Source organism: Pseudomonas sp. JS3066 (assembly GCF_036328175.1).
Classification (GTDB): domain Bacteria; phylum Pseudomonadota; class Gammaproteobacteria; order Pseudomonadales; family Pseudomonadaceae; genus Metapseudomonas.
The window spans coordinates 4,141,947-4,156,984 of the sequence record NZ_CP143312.1 but is presented as its reverse complement, the minus strand read 5'-3'; the positions used below and the strand labels follow the sequence as shown (position 1 = coordinate 4,156,984).

16 protein-coding genes and 1 pseudogene are annotated in these 15,038 nt (G+C 60.5%); 10 read left to right on the top strand and 7 right to left on the bottom strand.

Translation table 11 applies throughout. From position 1 onward, the window contains the following. Position 1: 1 nt before the first annotated feature. Positions 2-1,717, bottom strand: coding sequence for a proline--tRNA ligase (locus SA496_RS19560; protein WP_120654936.1), 1,716 nt, complete (start codon positions 1,715-1,717; stop codon positions 2-4). A gap of 158 nt (positions 1,718-1,875) precedes the next feature. Here SA496_RS19560 and SA496_RS19555 point away from each other — a divergent pair, with 158 nt between their 5' ends. Next, positions 1,876-2,250, top strand: a complete 375-nt coding sequence (locus tag SA496_RS19555) for a PaaI family thioesterase (RefSeq protein WP_256673170.1) — start codon at positions 1,876-1,878, stop codon at positions 2,248-2,250. A 109-nt stretch (positions 2,251-2,359) separates the two neighbouring features. Here the strand turns inward: SA496_RS19555 and SA496_RS19550 are convergent, their stop codons facing one another. Further along, positions 2,360-3,715: an OprD family porin gene (locus SA496_RS19550; protein ID WP_330114335.1), complete on the bottom strand. Its 1,356-nt coding sequence runs from the start codon at positions 3,713-3,715 to the stop codon at positions 2,360-2,362. A gap of 707 nt (positions 3,716-4,422) precedes the next feature. Here SA496_RS19550 and SA496_RS19545 point away from each other — a divergent pair. Beyond that, on the top strand, positions 4,423-4,848 hold the full coding sequence (locus SA496_RS19545; protein ID WP_120654938.1) for an HIT family protein: 426 nt from the start codon (positions 4,423-4,425) through the stop codon (positions 4,846-4,848). A 3-nt stretch (positions 4,849-4,851) separates the two neighbouring features. Further along, on the top strand, positions 4,852-5,058 hold the full coding sequence (locus SA496_RS19540; protein ID WP_120654939.1) for a SlyX family protein: 207 nt from the start codon (positions 4,852-4,854) through the stop codon (positions 5,056-5,058). Between the two features lie 46 nt (positions 5,059-5,104). On the opposite strand, the gene SA496_RS19535 is transcribed toward SA496_RS19540, so the two are convergent. The 5 genes and pseudogenes from SA496_RS19535 to SA496_RS19515 form a co-directional block, all read right to left on the bottom strand. Then, entirely contained in the window at positions 5,105-5,329 is a 225-nt protein-coding gene (locus SA496_RS19535; RefSeq protein ID WP_162945915.1) for a cold shock domain-containing protein, read from the bottom strand. A 57-nt stretch (positions 5,330-5,386) separates the two neighbouring features. Continuing rightward, positions 5,387-5,722 (bottom strand): annotated as a pseudogene (locus tag SA496_RS19530) (cold shock domain-containing protein membrane protein); the annotation flags it as partial. A gap of 136 nt (positions 5,723-5,858) precedes the next feature. After that, positions 5,859-6,926: a GGDEF domain-containing protein gene (locus tag SA496_RS19525; RefSeq protein ID WP_120654940.1), complete on the bottom strand. Its 1,068-nt coding sequence runs from the start codon at positions 6,924-6,926 to the stop codon at positions 5,859-5,861. Between the two features lie 105 nt (positions 6,927-7,031). Beyond that, positions 7,032-7,502 (bottom strand): Dps family protein, encoded by a 471-nt coding sequence (locus SA496_RS19520; RefSeq protein WP_077524023.1) that lies wholly within the window; start codon positions 7,500-7,502, stop codon positions 7,032-7,034. A 134-nt stretch (positions 7,503-7,636) separates the two neighbouring features. Beyond that, entirely contained in the window at positions 7,637-8,455 is an 819-nt protein-coding gene (locus SA496_RS19515; RefSeq protein WP_120654941.1) for an SDR family NAD(P)-dependent oxidoreductase, read from the bottom strand. 271 nt (positions 8,456-8,726) lie between these two features. Between SA496_RS19515 and aspS the strand changes: the two genes are divergently transcribed. The 7 genes from aspS to tolQ all read left to right on the top strand — a co-directional run bounded on the left by aspS (position 8,727) and on the right by tolQ (position 15,034). Then, entirely contained in the window at positions 8,727-10,502 is a 1,776-nt protein-coding gene (aspS, locus tag SA496_RS19510) for an aspartate--tRNA ligase (RefSeq protein ID WP_330114334.1), read from the top strand. 61 nt (positions 10,503-10,563) lie between these two features. Beyond that, positions 10,564-11,313 carry a YebC/PmpR family DNA-binding transcriptional regulator gene (locus tag SA496_RS19505; protein ID WP_120654943.1) on the top strand — a complete coding sequence of 250 codons (750 nt, stop codon included), beginning with the start codon at positions 10,564-10,566 and terminating at the stop codon, positions 11,311-11,313. A 275-nt stretch (positions 11,314-11,588) separates the two neighbouring features. Further along, a complete protein-coding gene (gene ruvC, locus SA496_RS19500) occupies positions 11,589-12,113 on the top strand; it encodes a crossover junction endodeoxyribonuclease RuvC (protein ID WP_120654944.1) in 525 nt (174 codons plus the stop codon). Between the two features lie 21 nt (positions 12,114-12,134). Further along, positions 12,135-12,740 (top strand): Holliday junction branch migration protein RuvA, encoded by a 606-nt coding sequence (gene ruvA / locus SA496_RS19495; protein ID WP_151136196.1) that lies wholly within the window; start codon positions 12,135-12,137, stop codon positions 12,738-12,740. Between the two features lie 6 nt (positions 12,741-12,746). Then, positions 12,747-13,799 carry a Holliday junction branch migration DNA helicase RuvB gene (ruvB, locus tag SA496_RS19490; protein WP_330114333.1) on the top strand — a complete coding sequence of 351 codons (1,053 nt, stop codon included), beginning with the start codon at positions 12,747-12,749 and terminating at the stop codon, positions 13,797-13,799. A 90-nt stretch (positions 13,800-13,889) separates the two neighbouring features. Next, a complete protein-coding gene (gene ybgC / locus SA496_RS19485) occupies positions 13,890-14,336 on the top strand; it encodes a tol-pal system-associated acyl-CoA thioesterase (RefSeq protein ID WP_120654947.1) in 447 nt (148 codons plus the stop codon). Between the two features lie 2 nt (positions 14,337-14,338). Next, entirely contained in the window at positions 14,339-15,034 is a 696-nt protein-coding gene (gene tolQ, locus SA496_RS19480; protein ID WP_120654948.1) for a protein TolQ, read from the top strand. Positions 15,035-15,038: the final 4 nt, after the last annotated feature.

Here is a 15,038-nt window from a genome sequence, read left to right as displayed (position 1 = left end):
ATCAGCGATTCACGCGGGCGGTGATGAAGGACAGAACCTCAGCAACCGGCACATTATGATTGTCGGTCTCGCGGCGGTTCTTGTATTCCAGGTTGCCTTCGGCCAGGCCACGCTCGCTCACGACGATGCGGTGCGGAATGCCGATCAGCTCCATGTCGGCGAATTTGACGCCGGGGCTGGTCTTCTTGTCACGGTCATCCAGCAGTACGTCGACGCCCGCTGCGCGCAGCTCGGCGTAGAGCTTGTCGGTGGCTTCCTTGACGGCCGGAGTCTCGTACTTGAGCGGAACCAGTGCGACTTGGAACGGCGCCAGAGCCTCGGGCCAGAGGATGCCGCGCTCGTCGTAGTTCTGCTCGATGGCTGCGGCCACAACGCGAGATACGCCAATGCCGTAGCAGCCCATGATCAGGGTCACCGGCTTGCCTTGCTCGCTCAGTACGTTCAGCTTCATGGCTTCGCTGTACTTGGTGCCCAGCTGGAAGATATGGCCGACTTCGATGCCGCGCTTGATTACCAGGGTTCCCTTGCCGTCCGGACTCGGGTCGCCAGGAATCACGTTACGCAGGTCAGCGACTTCCGGCAGCGGCAGATCGCGCTCCCAGTTCACGCCGAAGTAATGCTTGTCGTCGATGTTGGCACCGATGCTGAAGTCACTCATCAGGGCCACGGAACGGTCCACGATGCAGGGCAGCGGCAGATTCATCGGGCCAAGCGAGCCTGCGCCGGCGCCGATGGCCTGGCGCAGTTCGGCTTCGCTGGCGAACACCAGCGGGCTGGCAACCTGTGCCAGGTTGGCTGCCTTGATTTCGTTCAGTTCGTGGTCACCACGGACGATCAGGGCGACCAGCTTGCCTTCTTCGGCACCGTGGACGACCAGCGTCTTGATGGTTTTTTCGATCGGCAGGCCGAAGTTTTCCACCAGATCGGCAATGGTCTTGGTATTCGGCGTATCGACCAGCTTAAGTTCCTGGCTGGGCGCAGGACGTTCGGTCTCACGCGGCAGGGCTTCGGCTTTCTCGACGTTGGCCGCGTAGTCGGAGCTGTCGCTGAAGGCGATATCGTCTTCACCGGACTCGGCCAGTACATGGAATTCGTGGGAACCGGTGCCGCCGATGGAGCCGGTGTCGGCCAGTACGGGGCGGAAATCCAGGCCCAGGCGGCTGAACACGTTGCAGTACGCCTGGTGCATGCGGTCGTAGGTTTCCTGCAGCGACTCCTGGTTCATGTGGAAGGAGTAGGCATCCTTCATGATGAATTCGCGGCCGCGCATCAGGCCGAAGCGCGGACGGATCTCGTCACGGAACTTGGTCTGGATCTGGTAGAAGTTGAGCGGCAGCTGCTTGTAGCTGTTCAGCTCGTTGCGTGCCAGGTCGGTGATGACTTCTTCGTGGGTCGGGCCAACGCAGAAGTCGCGCTCATGGCGGTCCTTCAGGCGCAGGAGTTCAGGCCCGTATTGCTGCCAACGGCCGGACTCCTGCCACAGCTCTGCAGGCTGCACGGCAGGCATCAATACTTCCAGCGCACCAGCGGCATTCATCTCTTCGCGGACCACCGTCTCGACCTTGCGCAGCACTCGCAGGCCCATTGGCAGCCAGGTGTAGAGGCCGGAGGCAAGCTTGCGGATCATGCCAGCGCGCAGCAGCAGCTGATGGCTGATCACCACGGCATCGGTGGGGGTTTCCTTGAGGGTAGACAGCAGGTACTGACTGGTACGCATGTTTGGCCGTTTTGTCGGTTGCGATGGGTTTGAATGGCTCGGCATTGTACGGCGCAGATCAAGTGGCGTACAGGATTGCGGTCCGGTTGAGGGAGGAGGGCGACGTAGTGAGTCTTACAGCGACAGAGGTCCAGGCACTGATTCGCAATGGGGTACCCATGGCGGAGGAAATCGATCTGCGGATCGAGCGGATGGACGATCGGGGTACGTTGGCCAGGGTGCCGTTCCAGTCCAGATTGGTGCGTCCGGGTGGAACTCTGTCCGGTCCCACGATCATGGCGCTGGCTGATGCCGCCATGTATGCAGTAGTGCTGGGCAGGTTGGGGAAAGTTGAAATGGCGGTGACGTCTAACTTGAACATCAACTTCCTGGCCAGGCCCAAGCCGGTGGATCTATTTGCAGAGGCGCGGATACTTAAACTTGGTCGGCGTCAAGCGGTATGCGAAGTATCACTTTATTCATTGGGCGCGGAAGATGACCTTGTGGCGCATGTAACAGGCACTTATGCCTTGCCGTTCCTGGTTAAAGTTTGAGCAGTTGATTGGTGGCGATTTGATCAACTCGAGAGTCAAGTTCTTCCGCCCAAAAAGAAACCCGGCCTAGGCCGGGTTTCTTCTATCACTTACGTGTACACAAAGGATATTACAGGATATCCAGCGGGTACTCGGTGATTACGCGAACTTCATCCAGGGCAGTGGAGTTGCCGGAGGTGAAGAAGGCTGCGTCAGTATTGGAGCGCCAGGAAGCGTGACGAACGCGGACGGAAAGATCCTTTGCCGGACCTTCCTGAACAACGTACTTGACTTCGATGTCGCGTTCCCATTCCTTACCGCCGTCACCGATGTTAGCAGCGACGAGGGGGTTATCGCTCTTGCTGCCGTCGATGTCATCGCCGGTGATGTAGCGAACCATGAAGCTCAGGCCCGGTACACCGTACTCGGCCATGTTCAGGTCGTAACGAGCCTGCATGGATTTCTCGTTCGGACCGTTGAAGTCAGAGTACTGAACGGAGTTGGCCAGGTAGATGGAGTCGCCGGAGTTCTTGCCATCCATCGAGATGTAGTCGAAGGGCTCGTCGCCACTCACCTTCTGGTAGGCCAGAGTGAATTTGTGGGCACCGATGGAGTAGGCAGCAGCAGCGGACCAGGCGGTGGTGTCGATTTCGCCAGCGGAAGCGTCGCCTTTGTCGGTGGTGCGATAGGCGTTGAAGTCCAGGTTCAGCGCTTGGCTATCGGTGAACGGGATGTTCCAGTTCAGGTTGCCGTAGTACTGGCGCCAAGTGTCTTCCAGTTCCGAGCCGTACAGGCTGGCAGTGACGTTGTCGGTGAACGCGTAGGAACCGCCTACGTAATCGGCGCTATTGGCTTGGCCGCCCAGGTAGGTGGTGGTGATTTCGCCGTTTCGGGCGGTGGAGGCGCTTCCGTCACGGATGGAGGTGAAGTGGCCGGCGTCGATGTTCAGGCCTTCGATTTCGCTGCTCAGCAGCTGGAAGCCTTCAGCGGAACCCGGGAACAGGCGAGCGGTGCCGGTGGCGAACACCGGAGCGGTCGGGAACAGGTTGCCGTACTTCAGCTGGGTGTTGGACACCTGCATCTTCACGGCGCCACCGGCGTAGGAGTAATCGTCCTGAGAGCGGCCGTCGGAGCCGGTCGGCAGCAGGCCGGTGTTGTCGGTGCCTTTGCCGCTGTTCAGCTTCAGGCCCAGCATGGCATGGGCGTCAACGCCGAAGCCAACGGTGCCTTGGGTAAAGCCGGACTGGTACATGGCGCTGATGCCATGAGCCCACTCGTTGCGATAGTTCTGATCGTTGGCGTTGCCGAGGCGGCTATTTGCACCGTTGTTACGGAAGTCACGGTAGAAGGCGTAGTTCTTGTTCAGCAACTTCAGGTCGCTGTCTTCTACGAAGCCCTTGGACTCTTCCTGGGCGCTGGCAAAAGCCAACTGCATGCTACCGGCGGTCACGGCCAGAGCCAGTGCGCTCCACTTCATCACTTGCATTGTGATTGCTCCTTTGGTTTTGAAGATTCTCGCCGCTTTCTTATTAATGGAAGGCGGTTCTTTCTTTTTGTGTCGGCGCTAACTTATAGCACGGCGACAATATTGGCGATAGTTGAAACCGGGTCCTTACGATTTCTTCACAGTGCTGTCGCAAATCGAGAAGACCTGTGTCGCATATCTATAGGTTTGGCCTTGCATCCCTTCACCCCCTATGTATCCAAGGCACTTTGCGAGCGGGCGCCCAATGACGTAGTTCCCGGCGTCGCGTGTGACCTGGCACCTGCCAAGCAACAAACGTGCACAAAACGTAAGGGGTGGAGATAAAACTCGCTACGTCTACGTGGTGCGCTCGTTCCAGCTCCTCTAACCCCTGATCCATGTGTGGTTGCTGCAGAATAATGTGCCCTGAAATGAGGCATTCTGCATGCCGGCTGGCTCTTGACAGGCAAGAGTGCAGGAGTTGAAGAGACCACCGCCCCCAGTCTTCAGTAGGCGGGCGTAACCAGGGGTGTGGCGAGAAGTAACGCGGTGTTGGGTTTGAGCAGTTTTGGTGCGTGTGGCGACAATCCTTCCTTTATATAGCCAGGATGTCATGGTGAGTTCCGCTGGGCGTTAGCCTTGGCTATGCTGCGCGACCCCGTGGCGGTCGCCTGGTCGTGATGGGGTGTTAATCTCGAATTCCCTACAGTCGAACAGGAGAGGCCAGTATGTTCGCCCTGGACCCAAGACTTCAGCAGGATACCCTGCCCATCGGTGATTTTCCCCTGTGCCGGCTGCTGTTGATGAACGATGCTCAATACCCCTGGTTCATCCTAGTGCCGCGTCGTGAGGAAATCAGTGAGCTGTTCCAGCTCGGCGTCGATGAGCAGCGCCAGCTTTGGCAGGAAACGACATTCCTGGCGGAGACCCTCAAGGACACCTTCGGCGCTGACAAGATGAACGTTGCTACGTTGGGCAATGTAGTTAGCCAATTGCACATGCATGTGATCGTGCGTCGTCGTGAGGATGCTGCCTGGCCGGCGCCTGTCTGGGGGCGTCATCCAGCTGTGGCTTATTCGTCCGAACAGGTGGCTGCCATTCGCTCAAAGCTTCGCTTGGTGCTGGCGGATGATTTCCATTTCGTGGGGGAGTGAGTCATGAGCCTTGAAATGCGGATTGCCGACCTGGAGAGCCGACTCGCTTTCCAGGACGACACCATTCAGACCCTCAACGACGTACTGGTTGAGCAACAGCGGCTGGTGGATCGCCTGCAGCTACAGGTGGCGGTACTGGCCAAGCGCCAGGAGGAGCTGCTCAGCCAGTTCGGGCCGAGTGAGGATGAGGCACCGCCACCGCACTATTGAGTGACCATGAAAAAGCCCGCCATTCGACGGGCTTTTTCGTTCTGCTTTAGCGTCGGCTGGGTAATGCAGCGATTACGTCTTCGGCCTGCAGACCTTTGTCGCGCTGGATGACCGAGAACTCCACGCGCTGGCCCTCGATCAGTACACGGTGACCTTCGCCGCGAATGGCACGGAAGTGGACAAAGATGTCATCGCCGGAGTCCCGGGAGATGAAACCGAAACCCTTGGAGGTGTTGAACCACTTCACCGTACCGGTTTCACGGTTGGACATGTCCTGGGGCAGCAGTGGAGCCTGGGTGACCTTGTGCAGGTTGATACAGAGGTGCAGCACAACGGCTACGATCACAGCCAGGAGGCTGACGAGGATTGCTGGCTGCTCACCGATCATCGGTAGCGGGGCCAGGAGGATCAGAGTTTGCAGGACGACCGCCAGAGCCAGAAGGGCGGAAACCAGGCTTTGCAGCTGATTGCGCAGCCCCTTTGCCCAGACTGGAACCACGGGTGCCAACAGAAGATTGAGCAGGCCGGAGAAGGCCAGATACAGCGCATCAGGTTGTTGCAGGTAGGGCAGGGCGTCGGCGCGCAGGCTGGGAATGAAGGACAGCAGCAAAGCGGCAGCGCCCGTCAACAGATGGACGATTTTCAGGATGTTCAATGGATTCACCTTGGAAACGGAATCTCTAACGAAAGAGCCGGGCCACGCGAGATGAAAAAGGCATGGGCATCGGCCTATGCCGCAAGTCTTTGGATCGACTTGCGGCACCGGCTGTATTTAACAGCAAAGGAGAGGGCTACTCAAATCAAGCGGTTAGCGCTGCTTCAGGTGCTGGTGGATGCACTTGATTACGGCCATTGCGCTTGGCCTGGTAGAGCGCATCGTCAGCTCGTGTGATGAAACTTTCCAGGGTATCGCCCGGTTCCGCCAGTGCCAGGCCGAAGCTGGCGGTGATGGTGTCGAGCACCTGGTCGGTGCGGCGGACCTTTACACGTAGCGCCTGCATCTTGCTGCGTAGTTGCTCTGCGAAGACGCGTGCTGCCTCCAGCCCCTGGCAGTCGCGCAGCACAACGCAGAACTCCTCGCCGCCGTAACGACCGGCCATGGCGCGCGGAGGCAGCAGTTCACGCAACAGCTGGCCCACATGCTGGAGCACGCGATCTCCCAGCGGGTGGCCGAACTGGTCGTTGAATTGCTTGAAGTGGTCGATATCCAGCATCACCAGCGCCAGTCCTTCCTGGTCGCTTTTCAGTGATTGTTCCAGCAGGCGAGTGAACGCCTGGCGGTTGAATACCTGGGTCAGGCCATCCAGAGTGGCGGCCAGTTGCGCGCGCTCCAGCTGATTGCGCAGATGCTGAATTTCCGCCTGGGCGGCACGCAGGCGATAGAGGAACTGTTCCTGCTGCTCCTGCATCAGTTGGGTGCTCTCCTGAAGGTGGTTCAGGACGCTGGGGAGGTCGTCGATTATGGGTTCGTGCAGGGCTGCCAGGCCCGCTGTCAGGCTGCTCTGGTAAGCGTGGCTGCCGTTGACGCTGCGGCTGACATCACCCTCGATATCGTCGACAAGGTCGATGACTTGTTGCTGGCCATGGCGTGCTTCTTCGAGTTCGCCACGAATGATGTACTCGCGGAACAGCTTGAGGGCTGATTCCGGCGGGAAGGCGTCGAAGTCGTTGGTAATCTTGTCCAGGCGGCGATTGAGGTCCGGCTGCGCACCCTGGCTGTAGCTGTACCAGAGCGCGTAATGCACTGGGTTCGGCGGAATCGCATGGCGCACCATGTGGGGGACCGCCTGCTTCAGCAGATCGGCCGCCTCACGCGTTTCTTCGGGGAAAAGCTCAAGCAGCGACGGATGTTTCGGAGGCTGGCTCATGCACTTCACTGTGGCGAGATATCGAATTGCCAGAGCATAGAACAGGCAGTCTTTCGCGCATAGCGAAAGGCCCGGTTTCCCGGGCCTTTTTGATTTGCCTCGACGTCAGGCGGCGAGCAGGCTGCGGAGCATCCACGCAGTCTTTTCGTGAACTTGCATGCGCTGGGTGAGCAAGTCGGCGGTGGGTTCATCGCTAACCTTGTCCAGCAGCGGGAAGATGCCACGGGCGGTGCGCACCACGGCCTCTTGGCCCTGCACGAGCTGCTTGATCATGTCCTCGGCAGACGGCACGCCTTCTTCTTCCTTAATGGAAGACAGCCGGGCGTAGGCCGCGTAGGTGCCGGGTGCTGGGAAGCCCAGGGCGCGGATTCGCTCGGCGACGGCGTCCACTGCCAGGGCGAGTTCGTTGTACTGGCCTTCGAACATGAGGTGCAGGGTGTTGAACATCGGCCCGGTAACGTTCCAGTGGAAGTTGTGGGTCTTGAGATAGAGGGTGTAGGTGTCGGCCAGCAGGCGGGACAGGCCCTCGGCGATGGCTGCACGATCCTGCTCGGCGATTCCGATGTTGATTTCCATACCAGTTCTCCTCTCGGTAGCTTGTGGCCCGCACCGGGCGTGTGATGGGCAAAGCCTAACACGGGGTGGTCGCGGGACAGTCTTGTCTTCCATCAATGAAAGCCATGCTTAGAAGTCATTGGCTACTTCAGGGTTCACGTCTTCTTCAGCAATTTGGCCAGCAGGCGGGGGTAGCTGGCGGGCATCAGGCGCTGAATTTGGTCGAGCAAGCGTGCGTCGGCGCCTATGAGGATGCGTGGCTGCCCGGCCCTTATACCCTTGATGATGCTCTGGGCCGCCTGTTCTGCTGAGGTGCGTGCCAGCTTGTCGAAGCGGGCCGCCGCCTTGGTGGCGTCTGTCTTGCCGTCGATTCCCTGATAGAAGCGTGCCGAGCGAGCGATGTTCGTGCGAATGCCACCGGGATGCACGCAGCTGACTTTGATGGCGGTGCCGCAAAGTTCCTGGCGCAGTGCCTCGGTAAAGCCCCTCACTGCGAACTTGCTGGCGTTATAGGCGCCCTGGGTGGGCATGCTGACGATGCCGAAGATGCTCGACACATTGACGATATGGCCCTCGCCCCGTGCCAGCAGGTGAGGGAGGAAGGCCTTGGTGCCGTGGACCACGCCCCAGAAGTTGATGCCCATAAGCCATTCGAAGTCGTCGTAGCGGAGTTCCGCGATGGTTTGCGATACGGCCACGCCGGCGTTGTTGATTACCAGGTGTGCCTGGCCGTGTTGGGTCAGGACGCTATCGGCGAAGGCGTGGACCGCTTCGCGGTTGGAGACATCCAGGTTGTGGGTGGAGAGTTGAAGGCCGTCGCGGCGTAGGGTGGAAGCCGTGGCCTCCAGGCCGTCGGTGTCCACATCGGCGAGGGCAAGGTGGCAACCCAGTGCGGCGAACTCATTGGCCAGCGCACGGCCGATGCCGGAGCTTGCGCCCGTGATGACTGCGACTTTCCCAGCAAGCGATTGCATCTCCACTCCTTCCTTGTGTGCTTCGCGTCCGTCCGTCGGGCGAGTGCTGGCGAGCTTAGACACTGCCCGATGGCCCAGCAAGAGAACCCGCTCCCGATCAGGGGTTGCGGGGTGGCGGGGAGGGCGGCTGCGCGGTGGCAATTTACGCTATATAATCCCGCTCTTTGCCGCGAACCCCGGCCTGTCCGGCAGGGGTTGCACCTCCGCCGGATGCTCCGCAGCCCTTGGGCGGGCGGACGAATTCACGACTCAAGAGAAGCGAAACACGACCATGATGCGCAGCCACTATTGCGGCCAACTGAACGAGAGCCTGGACGGCCAGGAAATCACCCTCTGCGGTTGGGTACACCGCCGCCGCGACCACGGCGGGGTCATTTTCCTCGATATCCGTGACCGCGAAGGCCTGGCCCAGGTGGTGTTCGACCCGGATCGCGAAGAGACCTTCGCCCGCGCCGACCGCGTCCGCAGCGAGTTCGTGGTCAAGATCACCGGCAAGGTCCGCCTGCGTCCAGAAGGCGCGCGCAACGCCAACATGGCGTCCGGCGCCATCGAAGTGCTGGGCTACGAGCTCGAAGTGCTGAACCAGGCCGAGACGCCCCCCTTCCCGCTGGATGAATACTCCGACGTCGGCGAAGAAACCCGCCTGCGCTATCGCTTCATCGACCTGCGTCGTCCGGAAATGGCCGCCAAGCTGAAGCTGCGTGCGCGTATTACCAGCAGCATCCGTCGTTATCTGGACGAGAACGGCTTCCTCGACGTGGAAACCCCGATCCTGGGTCGTCCGACTCCGGAAGGCGCCCGCGACTACCTGGTACCGAGCCGCACCTACCCGGGCCACTTCTTTGCCCTGCCGCAGTCGCCCCAGCTGTTCAAGCAACTGCTGATGGTGGCCGGCTTCGACCGCTACTACCAGATCGCCAAGTGTTTCCGCGACGAAGACCTGCGTGCCGACCGTCAGCCGGAATTCACCCAGATCGACATCGAAACCAGCTTCCTCGACGAGAGCGACATCATCGGCATTACCGAAAAAATGGTTCGCCAGCTGTTCAAGGAAGTGCTGGATGTCGAGTTCGACGAGTTCCCGCACATGCCTTTCGAAGAAGCCATGCGCCGCTACGGCTCCGACAAACCTGACCTGCGTATCCCGCTGGAACTGGTTGATGTCGCCGACCAGCTGAAGGGAGTGGAGTTCAAGGTGTTCTCCGGTCCGGCCAATGATCCGAAGGGCCGAGTCGCTGCCCTGCGCGTGCCGGGTGCCGCTTCCATGCCGCGCAGCCAGATCGATGACTACACCAAGTTCGTCGGTATCTACGGTGCCAAGGGCCTGGCTTACATCAAGGTCAACGAGCGCGCCAAGGGTGTCGAGGGGCTGCAGTCGCCCATCGTCAAGTTCATTCCCGAAGAGAACCTCAATGTGATCCTCGACCGCGTGGGTGCGGTTGATGGCGACATCGTGTTCTTCGGCGCCGACAAGGCCAAGATCGTCTGCGACGCCCTGGGCGCGCTGCGTATCAAGGTCGGTCATGACCTCAAGCTGCTCACCAAGGAGTGGGCGCCGATGTGGGTCGTGGACTTCCCGATGTTCGAAGAGAACGACGACGGCAGCCTGACCTCGCTGCACCACCCGTTCACCTCGCCCAAGTGCAGCCCGCAAGAGCTGGAAACCAACCCGGCTGCCGCTCTGTCCCGTGCTTATGACATGGTGCTGAACGGCACCGAGCTGGGCGGCGGTTCCATCCGTATCCACGACAAGTCCATGCAGCAGGCGGTGTTCCGCGTGCTCGGCATCGACGATGCGGAGCAGGAAGAGAAGTTCGGCTTCCTCCTCGATGCCCTCAAGTACGGCGCGCCGCCGCATGGTGGCCTGGCCTTCGGTTTGGACCGTCTGGTGATGCTGATGACTGGCGCGGCGTCGATCCGCGAAGTTATCGCCTTCCCGAAAACCCAGAGTGCCGGCGACGTCATGACCCAGGCACCGGGCACCGTGGATGCCAAGGCTCTGCGCGAGCTGAACATCCGCCTGCGCGAGCAGGCCAAGGCCGAGTAATCAGAACCAACCCGGGGCGGCGCCAGATGGCGCCGTCCGTTCAGAAAGTACGGAGTGAGTTATGGCTGGTCATTCCAAATGGGCCAACATCAAACACCGCAAAGAACGCCAGGACGCCAAGCGCGGCAAGATCTTCACCAAGCTCATCCGTGAGCTGACTGTCGCCGCCAAGCATGGCGGTGGCAACCCTGCGGACAATCCGCGTCTGCGTCTGGCTGTGGACAAGGCGCTGACCGCGAACATGACCCGCGACACCATCGATCGTGCGATTGCGCGTGGCGCCGGCTCGAACGAAGCCGACAACATGGTCGAGCTCAGTTACGAAGGTTATGCGCCGAGCGGCGTGGCCATCATCATCGAAGCCATGACCGACAACCGCAACCGCACTGCGGCGGAAGTGCGTCATGCCTTCAGCAAGTGTGGCGGCAACCTGGGTACCGATGGCTCGGTCGCCTACATGTTCGACCGCAAGGGCCAGATCAGCTACGCGCCCGGTGTGAACGAAGAATCCCTGATGGAGGCTGCCCTGGAAGCGGGCGCCGACGACGTCGTGGCTGACGAAGACGGTTCCGTCGAGGTCTACACCACCTTCGCCGACTTCCTCTCTGTGAACGAAGCGCTGACCGCAGCCGGCTTCAAGGGCGATGAGGCCGAAGTGGCGATGATCCCGTCGATCACTGCGCCCATCTCCGACCTGGAAACCGCGCAGAAGGTGATGAAGCTGATCGATATGCTGGAAGACCTGGATGACGTCCAGAACGTCTACCACAACGCTGAAATCCCTGACGAGATCATGGAGCAGCTCGGCTGAGAACCTGATCACGATAAGCTGCGCCTCGGCCCTGCGGCGTTAAAAACCGGCTCGGAATGCTCATTTACGGCTCGTAAACTCCGCTCCCTTTCCTGTTTTTGCCCATGGCTTTAGCCCGCACGATCGTGACTAGGTTCGAGTGCTGGCGTGATCCGAAAGCCGGAAGTCGCCCCGTGCGCTTCCGGCTTTTTTGTTTGCGGGCCGCTCCGTATACTCGCGGCTGGATAAATAGACAGTGTGCCGGCTTCAGGTCGGCCCGTGGAGCTTGCGGCGGCATGACCCTGATTCTTGGTATCGACCCTGGTTCGCGTATCACCGGTTATGGTGTGGTTCGCGATACTGGGCGCGGCTGCGAATACGTCGCCTCGGGTTGCATCCGTACTGGCGCTGGCGCATTGCACGAGCGCTTGCAGATCGTTTTCCGGGGGGTAAGTGAAGTCATCCGTTCCTACGAGCCGGTGACCATGGGTATCGAGCAGGTATTCATGGCGCGGAACGCGGATTCCGCGCTCAAGCTCGGCCAGGCTCGTGGTGCAGCCATAGTCGCGGCTGCCGAGGCGGGTCTGGAAATCGCCGAATACACCGCCAGTCAGGTCAAGCAGGCTATTGCCGGAACCGGTGGTGCTGACAAGCAGCAGGTGCAGATGATGGTCATGCACCTGCTCAAGCTGGTGCAGAAACCCCAGATCGACGCATCCGATGCCCTGGCAATCGCCCTGTGCCATGCCCATCACCGGCAGAGTCTGATTCCCCATGGTCTGGCCACCGCCAAACGGCGGGGTGGCCGCCTTCGTCTGTAATCAATTCAAAGGACGCAATTCGTGATTGGACGCCTGCGTGGCAACTTGGCGGAGAAGCAACCGCCGCATCTGATCCTTGACGTCAATGGCGTGGGCTATGAGCTGGAAGTGCCCATGACCACCCTCTATCGCCTGCCTTCAGTGGGCGAGCCGGTGACATTGCACACCCATCTGGTGGTGCGAGAGGACGCCCACCTGCTCTACGGCTTCTTCGAGAAGCGGGAGCGAGAGCTGTTTCGCGAGCTGATCCGCTTGAATGGCGTCGGGCCGAAATTGGCCCTGGCACTGATGTCCGGCCTGGAGGTGGATGAGCTGGTGCGCTGCGTACAGGCCCAGGACACTTCCACGCTGGTGAAGATTCCTGGCGTCGGCAAGAAGACCGCCGAGCGCTTGCTGGTCGAGCTCAAGGATCGATTCAAGGCTTGGGAAAGCATGCCGGCCATCGCCACCCTGGTGGTCGAACCTCGGGTTGGCGTGGCAGTCTCTAGCGCGGAGAATGATGCGCTGGCTGCGCTGATCGCCCTCGGATTCAAGCCTCAAGAGGCCAGCCGCGCTGTGTCCGCGATCAAGGAAGACGGGCTGTCCAGCGAAGAAATGATCCGTCGCGCCCTTAAAGGAATGGTGTAAGTCCGAATGATCGAAGCCGACCGCCTCATCACTGCCAGCAGTCGCGACCGCGACGAGCAGCTGGACCGTGCCATCCGCCCACTGAAACTTGCCGACTACATCGGGCAGCCGGTGGTGCGTGAGCAGATGGAACTCTTCATCCAGGCTGCCAAGGGACGGAGCGAGGCTCTCGACCATACCCTGATCTTCGGCCCGCCCGGCCTTGGCAAGACTACCCTGGCGAACATCATTGCCAGCGAGATGGGGGTTGCCATCAAGAGCACATCCGGCCCAGTTCTGGAGCGCCCGGGAGACTTGGCGGCGCTGCTGACCAATCTGGAGGCGGGCGACGTGCTCTTCGTCGACGAGATCCATCGCCTTTCACCCATCGTTGAAGAGGTGCTTTACCCCGCGATGGAGGATTTTCAGCTGGATATCATGATCGGCGAAGGCCCTGCGGCTCGTTCGATCAAGCTGGACTTGCCCCCGTTCACCCTCGTCGGCGCCACCACGCGGGCTGGCATGCTGACAAACCCTCTGCGCGATCGCTTCGGTATCGTCCAGCGCCTGGAGTTCTACAGCACTCCGGACCTGGCCATCATCGTTGCGCGCTCCGCCGGTATCCTCGGCCTGCATATCGAACCGGAGGGCGCGTTCGAGATCGCGCGCCGTGCCCGTGGTACGCCGCGTATCGCCAACCGCCTGCTGCGCCGGGTACGGGACTTCGCTGAAGTGCGTGGTCAGGGTGAGATCACCCGCGTCATTGCCGACAAGGCTCTGAATCTGCTGGATGTCGACGAGCGTGGCTTTGACCACCAGGACCGGCGTCTACTGCTGACCATGATCGACAAGTTCGATGGCGGCCCGGTAGGGATCGACAACCTGGCAGCGGCCATCAGTGAAGAACGCCACACGATCGAAGACGTTCTCGAGCCCTATCTGATCCAGCAGGGCTACATCATGCGTACGCCGAGGGGGAGGGTGGTGACCCGTCACGCCTACTTACACTTCGGTCTCAACCTGCCCAAGCGCATGGCGGAGAATCCGACCGCCGATCTTTTCAGCTCGGGTGACGAATAGGCGCTTTCGTGGTCGAAGCGCTCGGCAGGGCTAGCCATGAAAAAACAGTTGCCTGGCCGGATTGGCAACCTTAGGAGTAAGCACTAGAGTATGCGCGCGCAAAATGGGGCCCAGCCGTTTCAGCATCGTTGTCGTGTGTATTACGAAGACACCGATGCCGGCGGCATCGTCTACTACGTCAATTACCTCAAGTTCATGGAGCGGGCTCGAACCGAGCGCCTGCGCAGTCTGGGCTTTGCCCAGTCCGAGCTGGCCGGGGAGAACCTGCTGTTCGTCGTTCATTCGGCCCAGGCGCGCTACGTGGCGCCTGCGAAGCTGGACGATGAGCTGGAGATCAGTGCCGAGGTGATGGAGTTGAACCGTGCCAGCCTGCGTTTTCGTCAACAGGTCAGGCGAGCCACCGATAACGCATTGTTGTGCGAAGGGCAGTTCCTGATTGCCTGTGTACGTGCCGACAGTTTGAAACCCCGGGCGATCCCCGAAGCGCTGCGTGAAGCCTTCGCCGCCGACCCGGGTCTATTCCCAGCAGGAGATTAAGCGTGGAAGCCAACGTCGTCGACCATACCTCCATGTGGAGCCTGATCAGCAACGCCAGTATCGTGGTGCAGCTGGTCATGCTGACCCTGGTGGCCGCATCGGTCACCTCCTGGATCATGATTTTCCAGCGCAGCAACATGCTGCGCGCCGCCAAGAAGTCCCTGGAAACCTTCGAAGAGCGTTTCTGGTCCGGTATCGACCTGTCCAAGCTGTACCGCCAGGCAGGCAGCAACCCGGATCCGGACTGCGGCGTCGAGCAGATCTTCCGCGCCGGCTTCAAGGAATTCTCCCGTCTGCGCCAGCAAGCCGGCGTTGATCCGGATGCGGTGATGGAAGGTGTGGCCCGCGCAATGCGCGTAGCCATTTCCCGTGAGGAAGAGAAGATCGAACAGAGCCTGCCGTTCCTCGCTACTGTGGGCTCTACGAGTCCGTACATCGGCCTGTTCGGTACCGTCTGGGGCATCATGAACTCCTTCCGTGGCCTGGCCCAGGTGCAGCAGGCGACCCTGGCCACTGTGGCGCCCGGCATCGCCGAGGCTCTGATCGCCACCGCGATCGGCCTGTTCGCCGCGATCCCGGCGGTAATCGCCTACAACCGCTTCTCCGCTCGCGGCGAGACCCTGATCGGTCGCTACTACACCTTCGCCGATGAGTTCCAGGCCATCCTGCACCGCAAAGTGCACACCAGCGACGAGTAAGTCG

Bases quoted from the DNA above. Each gene is read 5' to 3' on its own strand.
- SA496_RS19560 (WP_120654936.1), bottom strand. From the start codon at position 1,717: ATGCGTACCAGTCAGTACCTGCTGTCTACCCTCAAGGAAACCCCCACC.
- SA496_RS19555 (WP_256673170.1), top strand. From the start codon at position 1,876: ATGGCGGAGGAAATCGATCTGCGGATCGAGCGGATGGACGATCGGGGT.
- SA496_RS19550 (WP_330114335.1), bottom strand. From the start codon at position 3,715: ATGCAAGTGATGAAGTGGAGCGCACTGGCTCTGGCCGTGACCGCCGGT.
- SA496_RS19545 (WP_120654938.1), top strand. From the start codon at position 4,423: ATGTTCGCCCTGGACCCAAGACTTCAGCAGGATACCCTGCCCATCGGT.
- SA496_RS19540 (WP_120654939.1), top strand. From the start codon at position 4,852: ATGAGCCTTGAAATGCGGATTGCCGACCTGGAGAGCCGACTCGCTTTC.
- SA496_RS19535 (WP_162945915.1), bottom strand. From the start codon at position 5,329: ATGTCCAACCGTGAAACCGGTACGGTGAAGTGGTTCAACACCTCCAAG.
- SA496_RS19525 (WP_120654940.1), bottom strand. From the start codon at position 6,926: ATGAGCCAGCCTCCGAAACATCCGTCGCTGCTTGAGCTTTTCCCCGAA.
- SA496_RS19520 (WP_077524023.1), bottom strand. From the start codon at position 7,502: ATGGAAATCAACATCGGAATCGCCGAGCAGGATCGTGCAGCCATCGCC.
- SA496_RS19515 (WP_120654941.1), bottom strand. From the start codon at position 8,455: ATGCAATCGCTTGCTGGGAAAGTCGCAGTCATCACGGGCGCAAGCTCC.
- aspS (WP_330114334.1), top strand. From the start codon at position 8,727: ATGATGCGCAGCCACTATTGCGGCCAACTGAACGAGAGCCTGGACGGC.
- SA496_RS19505 (WP_120654943.1), top strand. From the start codon at position 10,564: ATGGCTGGTCATTCCAAATGGGCCAACATCAAACACCGCAAAGAACGC.
- ruvC (WP_120654944.1), top strand. From the start codon at position 11,589: ATGACCCTGATTCTTGGTATCGACCCTGGTTCGCGTATCACCGGTTAT.
- ruvB (WP_330114333.1), top strand. From the start codon at position 12,747: ATGATCGAAGCCGACCGCCTCATCACTGCCAGCAGTCGCGACCGCGAC.
- ybgC (WP_120654947.1), top strand. From the start codon at position 13,890: ATGCGCGCGCAAAATGGGGCCCAGCCGTTTCAGCATCGTTGTCGTGTG.